The organism is Kitasatospora sp. NPDC086801, from assembly GCF_044745805.1.
Classification (GTDB): Bacteria; Actinomycetota; Actinomycetes; order Streptomycetales; family Streptomycetaceae; genus Kitasatospora.
The window spans coordinates 1-14,667 of record NZ_JBIVAX010000068.1 but is presented as its reverse complement, the minus strand read 5'-3'; the positions used below and the strand labels follow the sequence as shown (position 1 = coordinate 14,667).

The following is a 14,667-nucleotide window of genomic DNA, read 5'->3' as shown; positions in this document are numbered from 1 at the left end:
TGCCAGAAGGGTCTGACATCCTCCGCGGAGTCAGGACGTCGCGGTGCGTCGGCCGACTTCGGCGGCGTAGTCGGCCCAGTCGCCGGCGGAGAGACGTTGCCAGGCGACGGTGACGTCAGTGGGGATGCCCAGGGTGCGGGCGAGGATCGCGGCGGGGATCTCGGCGGCGAGCTGGAAGAGTGCGGTGCTGCGGGCCTGGTTGGGGCGGATTCCGAGTTGATTCGGCCGGTGGATGAGCGGTGTGGTGCTGATCGGTCGGCCGGGCTGGCCGCCGGGGAAGAGCGAGGGAGACGGGGTGAGGAGTCCGATGGTTCGCATGGCCCTCGCGTTCGCGGCGATCGTGCGGGCCCGTACGGCACGCGTGTCCCCGTACTGATCCGAGTGCTCCACGAAGGACGGAGTTGTGTGCACCACTCAGGCTCAAGTCGGTATCCCCAAGCGGCTTTGGACGGGCGCCGGTCCGCTCATCATGGATCAACAGGAGTCTGGCGGGGCGCGTTGACGGGCCGTAGTCGGCTCAGGGCGGTGGGCAGCTCACCAGTGTGCACGACCCCGAGTCTCTGGGTGGCGCGGGTCAGCGCCACATAAAGGTCGTTCAGACCCCGGCGTGACTCGGTCACGATTTCTCCCGGTTCGACGACCAGGACCACATCGAACTCAAGTCCCTTGGCCTGCCGGGTGTCGAGCACGGCGACCCGGGCCTCCGGCTGGGGATCCTCTCCGATCGTCGCGGAGGGGACCGAACGGGTAACGGCCTTGCCCAGTTCTCGGACGCGTGCCCCTGGCACGATCACCGCGAGCCGCCGGTCGCCCAGCTCCGCGGTCTCGCGCGCGACCATCTCGGTCAGGCGCTCGGCCAGTTCCGTCTGCGGGACTTCCTGTCGCCAGGGCTCCACGCCGGTCTCGCGTACGGACTGCGGCACCTGCAGCGCCGGGTCGATCTCGGCCAGCACGTCGGCGGCAACCGCCATGATCTCGGCCGGCATGCGGTAGTTGACGGAGAGTTGCTCGAGCCGCCATCGCTTGTCCGAGTAGGGGCCGAGGACCTGATCCCAGGAGTTGGTGCCGGCCGGCTCACCGGTTTGCGCCACGTCGCCGACGATGGTCATCGAGCGGACCGGGCACCTCCGCATCAGCAGCCGCCACGCCATCTCCGACAGTTCCTGGGCCTCGTCCACGATGACGTGTCCGAAGGCCCAAGTCCGGTCGGCGGCCGCCCGCTCCGCCGCGGTCCGGTAGTCCGGCTCCTCGTGCCGTTCGGCCAGGTACTCGGCGTCCACCAGGTCGAAGGCGGAAAGGATCTCCGCCTCCTGGTCGTCCTCCAGGTCGGTGGAGCGGGAGCCGTGCGCGACGTCCAGCACGCCTTTGGCGTAGGCGATGCGTGCCCGGCGCTCTCGTTCAGCGAGTGCCCGGGCCTCCTGTTCGTCCTCCCCAAGGAGCTCTGTGGCGTCGTCCAGCAACGGCACGTCCGAGGACGCCCAGCCCCTGTGCGGCTCACGCAGCAACAACCGCCGTTCCTCCGCGGTGAGTTGGGGCGCCGCAGACGCAATCCGCTCCGGGGAGGCGAACAGGTCGGTCAGCAGCTGTTGGGGAGCCAGGACGGGCCACAGCATGTCCAGCGCTGCGTGTACCGCAGGATCCTGAAGCAGTTCCTGACGGATGTCCTCGATCTGGGCGTCATCCAGCAGATTGGGACCGCCGTACGGATCGGCGCCGATCCGGTCGCCGTACTGTTGGGCGAGCACCTCGCTGATCTGCTGGACCACGATTGGCCGAGCCTGGTTGTGGAGCAGACCCGAGTCGCGCGCCCGCTCACGCGCCCGCTCGCAGGTCTGCCGGTCAAGCCGAAGCGTCTCGCGCTCGTACTCGACCAGCACAACATCGTCAGGCACCCACTGCCTGTCGCGCACCGCTGTGGCGATCACGTCAGCCATGGTGATCCGGCCCTTGATCTCGGACGTGTCGGGCGACTCGACGAGGTCGGCGGTGACTCCCGGGTAGAGCTCGCCGACCGTGGACAGCAGAACTCCGCTTTCACCCAGGGAGGGCAGTACCTGCCCGATATAGCGCAGGAATGTGGGGTTGGGCCCGATGATCAGCACCACCCGCCTGGCCAGCTGTTCGCGGTGCGTGTAGAGCAGGAATGCCGCGCGGTGCAGTGCCACCGCGGTCTTCCCGGTGCCGGGGCCGCCCTGCACGACGAGCACTCCGTTGTGCGAGGAACGGATGATCCGGTCCTGTTCAGTCTGGATGGTCTCGACGATGTCCGTCATCCGGCCAGTGCGGCTTGCGTTGAGGGCAGCGAGGAGTGCCGCCTCACCCGTTACGCCCTCGTTCCGGAAGCTGTCCGCCGCATCGAGGTCGAGGACCTCGTCGTGGACCTCCGTCACTTTCCGGTGGCTCGTTCTGATGTGGCGCCGCCGCCTGACGCCATGCGGCGAGATGACCGTGGCCAGATAGAACGGCCGCGCGGACGGCGCCCGCCAGTCGATCAGGAGCGGCTTGTGGTCCTCCGCATCGCTGAAAACACCGAGGCGGCCGATGTACCGCGGCTCGTCGTCCTCGCGAAGGTCGAGCCTTCCGAAACACAGTCCGTTCTCGGCCGCAATGAGTCGGGCGAGTTTCCCCGAGTACATCGTGTGCGCGGCGTCGCGCTCGATCCTGCCTTGATGGGTACCGCTGTGGTTCTGGAGCAGGGCGTTCACTTGAGCCGAGATCCGCTCCCGGGACTCGTCGAGACGCTCGTAGAGCATCAAGACGTACGCCTGTTCCCGACGAGCTGCCTCTTCGCTTGACAAGTTGGACCCCTGTGTTAGAATTGACTGACTTTTTCTTTGTTGTGATTCAGTTTGCCAATCGTAGTGCTGCTTGCCCGCCTTCGCCAACGCGGCTCACAACTACGTCTCGTCATGCCTGGCAGGGCCACGGAATCCTCCCGATGCAGCCGCTGAAGGCGCGAGGAAGCAAAGTCGCCGACGCAGGCACGTCCGTGATCCCCTTCATCGGCGGGGTAGGTGCGCGGGGCTCCGCCCCACTGGTGACAGACGGACTGCGGGATGAGGATCAGAGGTCCGCTGGCCGAGGCCACCCAGGCGTTGTCGCTGTTCATGCCGGTTCCCTGCTATCGAGATGCAGGTGAGGTGATAGGCGATGGTGCGTCGGTTGATCGCCGGCTGGCGTCGGCTGACGTCAGCCCACCAGGGTTGGCACCGGTCGCACCACGGTTCGCCGGTGGCGGAGGAGATCTCGCAGGGTGCCGATCGCCCGCAGATCCCGCAGGTCGCGGCGGTGCGAGGTCGGCAGTGCTGTCACACGAGCAACGCCTCGAGCTCCGGAAGTCGGCCGAACAGGTCGGGGAGACCGCGCACGCCGTTGCGCACGGACTCGTGCGACAGCGCGAGGTCAGGGCCGGTGCTCGCCTCGACGCCGGCGAGGCACCGGAGGACGTTCCACCTCGTGTGCCCCAGCCAGCCGCCGATCATGAACACAAACCAGCTTGGACCTGACGGCGGCAGCGCTCCGCCCCCCGCGACATAACCGTCGAGGACCGAGCGGAAGATGGCGGGCTTGATGTCGTTGAAGCCAGGTCCCTTCGCGAGGCTCAGCGCGGTCGAGCCGAGCTCACCGGCCAGGTCGAGCATCCCCGAGAGCTCCCAGTCAAGCAGCACCGGCCGACCCTCTCGAGCGAGCAGGTTCCACGGTTGGATGTCCTTATGGGTCAGCACGACGGGGCCCGGCCGTTCGCAGGTGTCGACGAGGTGGGCAATCGCGAGGAACGTCTCGACGTGGGAGGCGAGTTCGTCGGCCCACGGCTGTCCGGTCGCCGCCGCCCGCTCGGCGAGCTCGGGCCAGTCCCGTGACGTCGGATCCTCGATCGCCACGTGGGTCCACGCGACGTCGAGCGCGTGGATGCGCGCGAGGATCTCACCGATATCGAACGCGTACGCCGCCGACACCGGTGCTTCGGGCACCGTTTCTCCCTCGACCCATCGGTGGACGAGCGTGTGGTGGCTGGCCGAGATCGGCTCTGGCATCGGGATGCCGGCGGCGAAGGCCGCCCGCTCGAACCTGAACACGTCCTCGACGTGGTAGGTCCAGCGGCGGTCGACGAGGTTCAACTCCTTCACCGCGAACGACCCTTGGTCGGTGTCGAGCCGGTACATCCGGTTGGCGAACCCGCCGTGGACGCGGATCATCGGCCTGATCGGCGTGCCGAGATGCGAAAGGTTCACCCATGCATGTTAGGGGCTGGCAGTTCATCCATGCACCGGACTTTCCCGCGATGCATGCTCACGATCACCGCCACGCCGACGAACGGCCACAGCTCGACCACTTACCAATCACGCCTTGGCTGCGCCAGGCCGGCGTACCCGCCTCGATCCGGTGCGACTGGTGCGACTGGTGCGACTGGTGCGACTGGTGCCGGCGTACCCTGCCCGACAACGACACCCCAGTCGACCCCGGCCCCTGCACCTCCCGGTACTGACCCACCCCCCACTGCCAGGCCAACTCCCTCACCACCTGCGACTGCTGCACCATCTACGGCCCCCAGCCCGGCCCGGCCGCACACGCCAGGACGGCTGAACCCGACAGTTCCCGAGCCGACCTCAACGCCCAGGAGCGGCGGGAGCCAGGGCCTGGCGGCGCCCAGGAGACTGGGTGGGACGGGCGGGCAGCACGAGGCGGGCGGCACCGCGATCCGCGGTACGGGTACTCAAGGACCCGGGACGATGTCCGCGCTACAGATGACGTTGGGGCCCTGGCAGGAATCGCGCGGATCAGGCGAGGGGTGAACGCTCGGCCGACCCGTCGGCGGCGGACCATCGGCCCCCTCCTCCAGAGAGAGCGTCAGCGCACAACCACCGACCACCAACACCGCCCACACACCCACCGCACCCCGCTGCCAACGCTTCACATTGATCCCCCCCAGGCCATGTCAGCGGCCACTGTACCCGGCAACCGAGAACAGCCCCCGGCACCACCACCCGATCCCGGACCCGGTACGGGCGGACGGGACGGAAGCCTGAGGTGAGACGGAGGCCCGGCCACGGGCGAGGCCGGGCAGCGCAGGCCGGGCAGCGCCACAGGGCGAGGAGCAGCAGCCGGACTCCGGGAACACATGCGATAGCTCGACGGCCCGTCCAAGCAGCTGGATCGGGAGAACTTCGACCGCTTCGGTCTGCCCCGAGGTTCTTGGAAGTGTCCAGATAGAGGTTCAGGTCGCGGTGCTTGAGCGGGGGCGAGCGGGCCACGCCCTGCCGCGGATCTCGTGGCCCTCGGCGGAATGCCGCAGTCGCTGTGCGAGGCGACGGTCGCGGTCCTGCGCTACCGGATGCACTACACCGCCTACCTGACAATGCTTTCGTCGGCCTACCGCAAGCACCTGTTGGGCGAGGAGCCGGGCAGCGAACCGGACGGCCTGGCGTCGGCCACCCGTCCGCTGGTCCTCGGCGGCGCCGGGCGCGGTCTGCCCGTCCCCTTCCTCCTCCTCGGCCTGGCCTGGCCTGGCCTGGCCTCCTGGGCGACGGGGTCGGTCACCGCCTCGGTGAACTCGGACGACGACGACAACGACGAGTTCATCAATCCCACCCAGCGCGTCCGCACGCCCCTCGTCCCGGGCCCCGTCGACCGCGTGCCGCAGGGCCCGCCCGGCGCCGGCTCCGTCGGGGGACGGCTCCCCGCGGGGGCCGGTCACAGGGGTACGGCTCCCTGTGACCGGCCGGTGGGCTCAGTTGATGTGGAGCGTCGTGATGGTGCCGTAGTTCTTGGTGATGGCCTGGTTCTTGCCGAAGCTGTGGCGGTAGAGGGAACCGTCGCCGGGCTCGTACTCGAAGTACCCGGCGTTGTTGCCGCTGCTGAAACTCGTGACCGACCTCTGGTCGATCCAGATGTCACCGGCGTTCGCGAAGCACCTCCTGAAACCGGTGCCGTTGTCGTTGGTGATGCCGATGGTGAAGTAGTCGCCGACGAAAAGGCATTCGGCGAAGTTGACCTCGTTGGTCGCGTGGGCGGGCACGGTGCCGACGGCCAGAGCCATCATGGCGACCCCCGCGGCCACGGCGATTCGTCGCTTCAGCATGACGCAGACTCCCTGGTATATGAGGTGGGGCATACGAGTCGAACTGAAGGGACACTAACAAGAGGTGTTCAGGCCGCAACCTGATGTGACGATTTTCGGACATCATTCCATTTGCTGGGACTTTTACGGGACTTTGCCGAGACGAACTCCGCACCTGCCGCACGGACCGCACAGCCGTCCAGGCCGACTCCCCAGCGCGGGGTGTGGATCGCGTGTCGGGGGTCGAGACTGGTTGAGCCCGCTTATTCGGCTGTCGTCAGTTCGCCGTGGTGTCCAGCCGGATGGTGACCGTAGGTGGTCCCCGGCGGCGTACCGGCTCCAGGTGCCGCCGGCTTGGGAGGCCAGCCTGGCGGTGGTGACCTGGTGGGAGCCGAGGGCGTCGGCGACGACGGGGGCCGGCGTCTCCAGGACGGGCTCGCGGATCGCGCAGGCCCGGCTGGCGGTGGCAGGGACACCGAGGAAGGCATCCCGAGCGCCGGCCACTGACCGTCACAACCGGGGTGCGGCCCCGCCGGCCCCGGGTTCGTCCTCTGGGCGGACGGCGGGTGAATCCTGCCTCGTGGCGCCCGAGACGCTGCAGGAGACGTGGAACTTCCGGCCGATCAGTGTGGCCACCCGCGTAGCCGTCCACACCTGGTCCTCCACCAGCCATGGGCAGCCGGCCCCTGCTCCAGACCCATCAGGGACTTCGCGAAGGTTCACCCTGACGAGCCGAAGTCAGTAACTGCTGACCAAACAGGCAGACAAACGCTGCTGCTTGAAGTGCGCCAACCGGGGGCAGACGCTGCGGCGCCGCGTCGCGCGTTGAGTCACGGATGAAACCGCCACCGGCCTTCGGCGCAGACGCCCCCTGTGATAACGGCATCGGCGCGTGGACGGGAAATCTTCCTGCCTCGGACGGCTTTGAGGGGTTGCCCGTACGGGAACGCGCCGAAGAATCTCCGGTCTCGGCGGTGTTGACGGGGCCTCGGGCATCGCGGACATCGTCGCCGCCTGGCTGCCCAGCCGCGCGAACACCGCCCCCGCCGTGACCTCCGACGGTGCCATGGCACGCGGGCTCCTGCACGAGCAGCTCACCGCCGCCGCCGAACCCGCCGTCGAGCGCTTCTGGCAACTGCTGCACGTCCTCGGTGGCCGCCCCGCACCGGCAGGGATCGCCGAGGCAGGACAGTGGCTCACCACCGCCCTGCTGGCCAACCCCGCACCCGGCGCGCGACGCCCGACTCGAAGCCCTCTACACAGACGACACCGACCCCTGGCCGGGCGGTGTCCTGGACGCGTTCACACGCGGCCCGGCCCCCGGCCGTCGCGTCGTCGAGCAGTTCCTCGTCGAGCTGCTCGTACACGGCTGGGACCTTGCGGCCGCGCTCGGCCACGACCGTGACCTGGAGCCCGACATCGCGCGCGCCGCCCTGCCGGTCGTCCGGGAGATCTACGACGGTCTGCCCCGCACCGCCGGCGGATCCATCGCCTCAGCGCAGCCCGCACCCGAGCGCGCGCTGGCCCTCGACCATGTAGCAGCATTCCTCGGTCGCCGCATCCCGCCCACTCACCCACCCACCCGCCCCGCTAGCGCAAGAAGCGGGGCGGGGCGACACCGGCGTGGGCGGCGGCGCGGATCAGCCGGCCTGCTCCTGCTCGGCCTCCACCCTGGCGTTCCACTCGCGCTTGGCCGCCCGCCAGGCCTCGTCACTCTGACCGAGCCGCCAGTAGCCCGAGACCGACAGCCGCTCACGCGGGATGCCCCGCTCCACGCGCAGCAGGCGCCGCAGTTCCTTCACGAAGCCCGCCTCACCGTGCACGAACGCGGATGCCGTGCCGGCGGGGAATTCCAGCGCGCCCACCGCCTCGACCAGCGCCTCGCCCACTGGGCGCGCGCCGCGGTGCAGCCAGCTGATCTCGGCCCCGGCGGGTGAGACGATCTTCTGCTCCTCCGCGGCGTCCGCGACCTCGACGAAGACGTGCACCACGGCATCGGCCGGCATCCGTTCCAGCGCTGCGGCGATCGCGGGAAGCGCGCTCTCGTCGCCCGCCAGCAGGTGCCAGTCGGCGCTCGGGTCGGGGGCGTAGCCGCCGCCGGGGCCCAGGAAGCGCACCGTCTCGCCGGGCTGTGCGCGGGCCGCCCACGGCCCGGCCAGGCCCTCGTCACCGTGCACCACGAAGTCGACGGTCAGCTCGCGCAGTACCGGGTCCCAGGTCCGCACGGTGTACGTCCGGGTGACCGGCCGCTGCTCGGGCGGGAACTCCTCGCGGATCCGCGCCATGTCGAAGGGCTCCGGGTAGCTCACGCCCTCGGGTGTGAAGAGCACCTTGATGTAGTGGTCGGTGAACTCGGTGGCGTCGAAGTCGTCCACCCCCGCACCGCCGAGGACCAGACGCACCATGTGCGGTGTGATCCGCTCGGTGCGCAGCACCTGCGCTTCACGGGCCTGCGGTGTCCGGCGGGTCGGTTGGTCTGCCATGGTGCCCCCCTGGGCTGTGTGATCGCACTTCTCGGTTAGGCTCGCCTAAGTTAACACCCCCGAGGCAGCGCGCGACCCGAGGACGGCAACCGATCCCCAGGACGTCGAGGTCACCGGCGGTGACGGCCCGGTAGTCGATGACGGTCCGGTAGTCGCCGTCGCCCCACGGGGCCAGGACGGCCCGGATGCCGCCGTGGCCGGCCCGGCAACAGTCAGAGCACGCCGCGCGCGGGAGGAAGCGGCCTCCACCGCCTCGCCCGCGTCGCACTTCGCCGGATCGCCGGATCGCCGGATCGCCGCCGGCCGAACGCCCTCAGAGGCATCGCCGCCGCCGAGGCCGCCGGGAAGGCGCTGGGGCGCTACGGGTTCGGCTGCGCCTCGTGCAGCCGGCCCCGGTCCAGCCGGAGCACGGACGGCAGGAAGCGCGCGTCCGGATCGTCGGACTCGTGGCCGCGGCGCCGGGGCACGGGTTCCCCCTTCAGCCGGGACAGTTGGGCACCGGCCAGTGCGCGGACGTCGGAGGCCGACGGGTCACCGGCCCACCCGGCGACCGATGGCCAGGACGGGAGCTTGGCCAGCCTGCTGGCCTTGCGCACGCACGCGCGCAGCCTGCCGCGGGCCTCGGTGCGCGCCCCGGCGCGCAGCGCGGGCTGGGCCAGCCACGGCTGGAGCAGGTCCGGCCGGTCCACCGGCAACCCCGCCAGGGTCCGCCCGTCCGGCACGTCCGGTTCCAGGCCCGCGAGAACGGCCCGGCAGCACAGGTAGAACAGCTGTTCCGGATTCAGGGACGGGTGCACTTCGCGGACGGTCATGAGGGCCTCGCGCACCCGGGCCCGGTCGGTGTCCTCCTCCACCCGCAGGAGCGCGAGGTAAGCGACCCGCTCGCGCACGTGCGGGGAACCGAGTTCATTGGCCCGGGCGAAGTGCCGCCCGGCCCTGTCCAGGTCGCCGTCCTCGATGGCGTGGTACCCGAGGTCGCACCACCAGTCCGCCTTCCGGGGCCATTCGGGTCTTGACGGTTCGTTCCTGGTCGGATCCCGCCGGAACGCTCGCCATCGAAGTGCCCCGGGGCGCAGGCTACTTCCGTTGCCGCGTCAGCACGGACGCGGCGCGACCGGAGGGACGAACATGACGAGCACGCGCGGCCGCATCGCCGCCCTGCTGGGCGCCGTCGCGGTGGTCGCCGGCACCACCCTGGCCACCCCCGCAGTCGGCTTCGCCGCCACGGCCGGAGCGGCCCGCGGCGGCGGGATCACCGGGCAGGCGCCCTGCCCGGACGCACCCGAGTTCATCTGCGGGACCCTCACCGTCCCGTTCGACCACAGCGGTGCCGCCCCCGGCACCCTCGACCTCGCGGTGGCCGTCACCGGCAACACCACGGCGCCCAAGGGCGACCTGCTGTTCCTCACCGGCGGTCCCGGCCAGCCCGGCGTCCCGGCGATGAAGCGGACGGCGAGCAAACTGGAGCCCGTCCTCAAGGACTACCGCCTGGTGATGTACGACCAGCGCGGCACCGGCCGGGGCGCGCTCCAGTGCCCGGGCCTCCAGGAGGACATGGGCTCCTCCGACCTCGCCGTGCCGCGCAAGCAGTCGATCGCCGACTGCGCCGCCGCCCTCGGCCCGAACGCCCGCCGCTACAGCACGGCGGACACCGTCGCCGACATCGACCAGCTGCGCCGCGCGCTCGGCGACCGGCGCCTGACCGTGGACAGCGTCTCGTACGGCAGCTTCGTCGCCGAGCGGTACGCGCTCGCCCACCCGGCGCACGTGGCCCGGCTGGTGCTCGACTCGGTGGCACCGCGACAGGGTCTCGACCCCCTCGACCTGGCCGCGCTGCCCGCGAGCGCCCGGGTCCTGCGGGCCGCCTGCCAGGCCACCGGCTGCACCACCGACCCGGCCGCCGACCTCGCCGCCACCGTTCGGCGGTACGGCAACGGGGCGCAGATCCTGAGTGCGCTCACCGGCTACGAGTTCATCGACCCGAACTACGGCGGGGTCCCGGAAATCCTGCACGAGGCCGCCGCCGGGCAGCCCGCGAAGCTCCAGGACTTCTTCGAGCTCGTCCGCCAGCAGGTCGACGCCGCCTCGGCCGAGGAGCTCAGCCAGGGGCTGCACTCCGCCGCCCTGTGCGCCGACTCGCACTTCCCGTGGGGCACCACCGACACCCCCGTCGCGGGCCGCGCGGCGGCGCTGGAGCGCACCCGGCAGCGGCTGACCGCCGAACAGACCTGGCCGTACGACCCGGCGACCGCGACCGGGCTCGGCAGCCTCCTGGTCTGCCTCGACTGGCCGCGCGAGCAGGTGCCGCCGACGCCGTCGGACCACCGCAAGCTGCCGAACGTGCCGGTGCTGCTGCTCGGCGGCGACCGGGATCTGGCCACGCCGTATGAACTGCTGCATGAACAGGCCGAGTTGGCACACGACCCGCAGATCGTGATCGTGCCCGGGGCGGCGCACTCGGTGCAGAACCGGGCGGCGAACCCGGCCGGCCGGCAGGCGGTGTACGACTTCCTCCTCAAGTAGCGGGAGCCGTCGGCAAGTAGCGGGAGCCGTCGGCGGGCCGTTCCGTACGGGGGACGGAACGGCCCGCCGCGTCGCCGACGACTTCAAGAACGAGTGATCACCAGGCTCCCACCACCCCAGAAACGGAGCAGGCGGAGCAGACGGAGCAGGCCGAGCAGGCGGAGCTGATGACGCTCTCCGGATCTCCCCACGTGGTGCTCCGAGGTCGGCCGGACCTTGCTCAGCCGGTCTCCTCACCTGTCGTGTGCCCCTGGGGCGACCCCGGCTTTGCGCGCGGCCAGCGCCCGACAGCCGGCCCGGACCACGCGGCCGCTGTGGCCCAGGGGGGTCAACCGGCCCGAACTCCTCAGCGCGGGTCGATCAGCGCGGGTCGACCGGTGTGAGAACTCCGAGCCGGTCCTCAATGGCCTGGGCCGCTGCCAGACACAGGTCCTCGCGGAACGCGCGCCCGACGATCTGCACTCCGGACGGCAGCCCGTCGGCCGTCCCGGTCGGCACGGCCACCCCGGGCACACCCACGAAGCTGGTCACCGTGCACAGGCGCATTCCCGACCCGACGCGGTCCCACCCGGCCCGGTCGCGCGACTCCAGCCCCGGTTCGACGGGCGGTTCGGTGAACGAGGGGCCGAGCAGGAGCGGGTACTCGTGGAGGAATTCGGCCCAGGAGCGGCGGATGTTCAGCCAGGTGCCCATGAGCTTCATGAATTCGTCCGCGGTCGCGGGCGGGGTCCGCTCCATCATCATCCCGATGTAGCGGTCCCCGCCCTCGCCGAGCAGCCCCCGCACCACCGGCCAGGTCGGGGCGAACTCGGTCACGGTGATCCGGCCGTAGGCGTCGAGTGCTTCGTCCAGCCGGGGCACGTCCGGCACTTCGCGCACGTCGTACCCGGCGTCCCGCAGCGCGTCGGCCGCGGTCGCGATGCTCGCGCGCACCGTGGGGTGGACGCCGTGCCCGCCGGGGTCGGCCACGACCGCGACCTTCACCGGCCCGGGCAGCGGCTCGCCGTACGCGGGCACCGGTACGGCTCGCGGGTCCCGCGGATCGGTGCCCGCCAGCACCTCGTACGCCAGCCGCAGATCTCCCACGCTCCGGGCGAACGGGCCGTCGGTGACCAGCAGTTGGGACGCCGGTCCGGGGTCGTCCGGACCGAGGATCCGATGGTCCGCGGGGAAGCGGCCGGTGGTCGGCTTCAGCCCGGCCACACCGCAGAACTGGGCCGGGATTCGCACCGATCCGCCGGAGTCGTTGCCGAGCCCGAGCGCGGCCATGCCGGTGGCCACGGCCACCGCGTCGCCACCGCTCGTTCCGCCGGGAGTCCGGCCGCGGTCCCAGGGATTGACCGTGTCCCCGAACAACTTGCTGCGCGTGTGCATCCCGGCCAGGATCAGGGTGGGCATGTTGCTGTGCCCGATCGGGATCGCCCCGGCCGCACGCAGCCGGGCCACCGGGGGCGCGTCCGCCGGCGCCACCAGATCACGAAAGCGCGGGGTGCCGAACGTGGTCGGCACCCCCGCGATGGCCGTGGACTCCTTCACCGTGAACGGCACCCCCGCGAGCGGCCCCAGCTCCTCGCCTGCGGCCCGGCGCCGGTCCGTCCGCTCGGCGGCCTCACGGGCGCGCTCCGCCAGGAGCCGGGTGACCGCGTTCACCTGCGGGTCGACCTCGGCGATGCGCTCCAGATGGCTCTCCACCAGCTCGACGGCGCAGACCTCCCCGTCACGCACCGCCTTCGCCTGCGCGGCTGCCGGCAGCTTCCACAGGGCATCCCCCATGACTCTCATCCTCCCCATCCACGTTCCGATGCGCTTGCATCGGAACTGTAGCCTGGGAACCGATACGAGCGCATCGAATAACGCATCGAAGTAACGCATCGACCAACGGAGGCGACCGGGCATGCCCAGACAGGTTGACCACGAGGACCGGCGCCGCCGCATCGCCGAGGCCGTCTGCCTCATCGCCGGCGAGGACGGGCTGGAGGGCGTGACCCTGCGCGACGTCGCCGCCCGCGCACAGGTGTCGATGGGCGCCGTGCAGCGCTGCTTCCGCAGCAAGGAAGAGATGCTCGTGTCCGCTCTCGAGAACATCGGCGAACGGATCACCGCACGCGTCCGGGCCCGACTGCTCCAGAGCCCGGCCCAGTCGGCCGCCACCGCCCTGGGCCACGCGGCCACCGAAATCGCGCTGCTCCGGGAGGAGCACCGCGCCGAGGCACGGGTCTGGCTCGCCTTCGTCGCGCAAGCCGTGGTCAGCGAGCCGCTCGCCGACACGCTGAAAACCAACTACACGGCCCTGCACGAGGCGTTCACCCAGCTCATCCGGGAAGCCGGCGAGAGCGCCGCGAGCACCGCACCCCTCGACCCGCAGCGCGAGGCCCGCGCCCTCCTCGCCCTCGCCGACGGCCTCACCACCCACGTCCTCATCGGCCGCCTCACCCCGCAGGAAGCGCAGGACGTCCTGCACGCGCACCTGGACAGCCTCTGGGAACGGCACGCCCTGCCTGGTCACACCGCCTTGAACGGCCCGGGCCGTTCGGACGCGATCTGACTCACCGTCCACCATCCGGACCCGCCCGCCAACCATGGGCAGGCCCTCACCCGCGCTCGCCGGCCCCCACCCTCCCCACACCAGGTTGTCGGCCTCGCGCCGGCGGCGCATCCACCGCACGAGTGCGACGACCCACGACACCTCAAGGGCGGGGGCGTGGCGGGCGGGAGCGCATCCCGGCCGCCGCCCACCTGTTCGCGAGCCGGGGAGTCAACGCCACCGGCATGGAGCGGGCCGCGGAGGCTCCCCCCGTGCCAACGCGCTCAGCCGTACACGGCGGCCAGGTCGCGGCCGCGCTCGCTCAGTTGGTAGTAGACCCGGTGCTGCTCCCGGGACTCCAGGACGAAGCCGGCCCGGTGCAAGGCGGTGAGGTGGTGGGAGACCGCGCCGGGGGTGAGCCAGTGACGGTGAGCCAGTTCGGTGGTGGTGCGCGGGGTGGCCAGGTCACGCAGGATGCGACCTCGGGTGCCTGCCATCTGGTCGGCGGCGAGTCTGCCCGCCGGCCTGCCGCCGTCGCCGCCGTCGCCGCCGTCGGCCGCAGGGTACGCGGGGTAGGAGATCACCACCTGCTGCGGGCCGGCTCCGGGGAGCGGGTCGATGGCCACCGACAGCGAGCCGTTGAAGACCGATGGCACCAGGATCAGCATGTCGGCTTCCGGCACGTCGACGTCGAACGGGACGTCGATACGCAGGTGGTCCCCGTGCCAGCCGATGCGCGGGTCGAGGCCGGGGAAGACGTCCGCGAGGCCCTGCCGGGACATGGTCCGGGCGCGGCGGGCGATGTCGCATTCGAAGCCGCGCGCTCAACTCCCGGGCCTGCGGCTGCACGGGGCAGTACTCGAACAGCAGCCCCTCGATCAGCACGTGCAACGGCGAGATCACGAATCGCGGTGGAAGTGCTTCGGGACGACCCGATGGCCGAGGGCGACATGTACGAGGGCGATCTGCTGTCCGCCGTTCTGGCTAGTACTCCAGCTGTAGATCACGATCATGCTTGGGTCGCGGCTTGGCGTCTGTAGTGACTGGCCTGGGAACGGGCTTGATGACGACGTCTCCAG

The 14,667-nt window shown here is 70.9% G+C and carries 14 protein-coding genes; 3 read left to right on the top strand and 11 right to left on the bottom strand.

Going from position 1 to position 14,667, the window contains the following annotated elements; all coding sequences use genetic code 11:
- Window positions 1-30 precede the first annotated feature (30 nt).
- The 9 genes from ACIPLC_RS36945 to ACIPLC_RS36905 form a co-directional block, all read right to left on the bottom strand.
- Window positions 31-318, bottom strand: a complete 288-nt coding sequence (locus tag ACIPLC_RS36945; protein WP_400477445.1) for a hypothetical protein — start codon at window positions 316-318, stop codon at window positions 31-33.
- 149 nt (window positions 319-467) lie between these two features.
- Window positions 468-2,753 carry an ATP-binding domain-containing protein gene (locus ACIPLC_RS36940; protein ID WP_400477462.1) on the bottom strand — a complete coding sequence of 762 codons (2,286 nt, stop codon included), beginning with the start codon at window positions 2,751-2,753 and terminating at the stop codon, window positions 468-470.
- Window positions 2,754-2,812: 59 nt separating this feature from the next.
- Window positions 2,813-3,109, bottom strand: a complete 297-nt coding sequence (locus ACIPLC_RS36935) for an Imm21 family immunity protein (protein ID WP_400477444.1) — start codon at window positions 3,107-3,109, stop codon at window positions 2,813-2,815.
- A 199-nt stretch (window positions 3,110-3,308) separates the two neighbouring features.
- The gene (locus ACIPLC_RS36930) at window positions 3,309-4,232 is read right to left on the bottom strand and encodes a phosphotransferase family protein (RefSeq protein ID WP_400477443.1); all 924 of its coding nucleotides are present in this window, start codon (window positions 4,230-4,232) and stop codon (window positions 3,309-3,311) included.
- Between the two features lie 1,496 nt (window positions 4,233-5,728).
- Window positions 5,729-6,079, bottom strand: a complete 351-nt coding sequence (locus ACIPLC_RS36925) for a beta/gamma crystallin domain-containing protein (protein ID WP_400477442.1) — start codon at window positions 6,077-6,079, stop codon at window positions 5,729-5,731.
- Between the two features lie 489 nt (window positions 6,080-6,568).
- Complete coding sequence (locus tag ACIPLC_RS36920) at window positions 6,569-6,694, bottom strand: hypothetical protein (protein WP_400477441.1); 126 nt, start codon at window positions 6,692-6,694, stop codon at window positions 6,569-6,571.
- A 560-nt stretch (window positions 6,695-7,254) separates the two neighbouring features.
- Window positions 7,255-7,425 (bottom strand): hypothetical protein, encoded by a 171-nt coding sequence (locus ACIPLC_RS36915; protein WP_400477440.1) that lies wholly within the window; start codon window positions 7,423-7,425, stop codon window positions 7,255-7,257.
- 273 nt (window positions 7,426-7,698) lie between these two features.
- Window positions 7,699-8,541, bottom strand: a complete 843-nt coding sequence (locus ACIPLC_RS36910; RefSeq protein ID WP_400477439.1) for a siderophore-interacting protein — start codon at window positions 8,539-8,541, stop codon at window positions 7,699-7,701.
- A gap of 359 nt (window positions 8,542-8,900) precedes the next feature.
- Window positions 8,901-9,431: a hypothetical protein gene (locus tag ACIPLC_RS36905; RefSeq protein WP_400477438.1), complete on the bottom strand. Its 531-nt coding sequence runs from the start codon at window positions 9,429-9,431 to the stop codon at window positions 8,901-8,903.
- Between the two features lie 238 nt (window positions 9,432-9,669).
- Between ACIPLC_RS36905 and ACIPLC_RS36900 the strand changes: the two genes are divergently transcribed.
- Entirely contained in the window at window positions 9,670-11,064 is a 1,395-nt protein-coding gene (locus tag ACIPLC_RS36900) for an alpha/beta fold hydrolase (protein WP_400477437.1), read from the top strand.
- 360 nt (window positions 11,065-11,424) lie between these two features.
- Here the strand turns inward: ACIPLC_RS36900 and ACIPLC_RS36895 are convergent, their stop codons facing one another.
- Entirely contained in the window at window positions 11,425-12,837 is a 1,413-nt protein-coding gene (locus tag ACIPLC_RS36895) for an amidase (protein WP_400477436.1), read from the bottom strand.
- Between the two features lie 121 nt (window positions 12,838-12,958).
- Between ACIPLC_RS36895 and ACIPLC_RS36890 the strand changes: the two genes are divergently transcribed.
- Window positions 12,959-13,609: a TetR/AcrR family transcriptional regulator gene (locus ACIPLC_RS36890; protein ID WP_400477435.1), complete on the top strand. Its 651-nt coding sequence runs from the start codon at window positions 12,959-12,961 to the stop codon at window positions 13,607-13,609.
- 263 nt (window positions 13,610-13,872) lie between these two features.
- Here the strand turns inward: ACIPLC_RS36890 and ACIPLC_RS36885 are convergent, their stop codons facing one another.
- Complete coding sequence (locus tag ACIPLC_RS36885; protein WP_400477434.1) at window positions 13,873-14,370, bottom strand: winged helix-turn-helix domain-containing protein; 498 nt, start codon at window positions 14,368-14,370, stop codon at window positions 13,873-13,875.
- Window positions 14,371-14,523: 153 nt separating this feature from the next.
- On the opposite strand from ACIPLC_RS36885, the gene ACIPLC_RS36880 reads away from it, so the two are divergent.
- Window positions 14,524-14,628, top strand: a complete 105-nt coding sequence (locus tag ACIPLC_RS36880; RefSeq protein ID WP_400477433.1) for a hypothetical protein — start codon at window positions 14,524-14,526, stop codon at window positions 14,626-14,628.
- Window positions 14,629-14,667 lie beyond the last annotated feature (39 nt).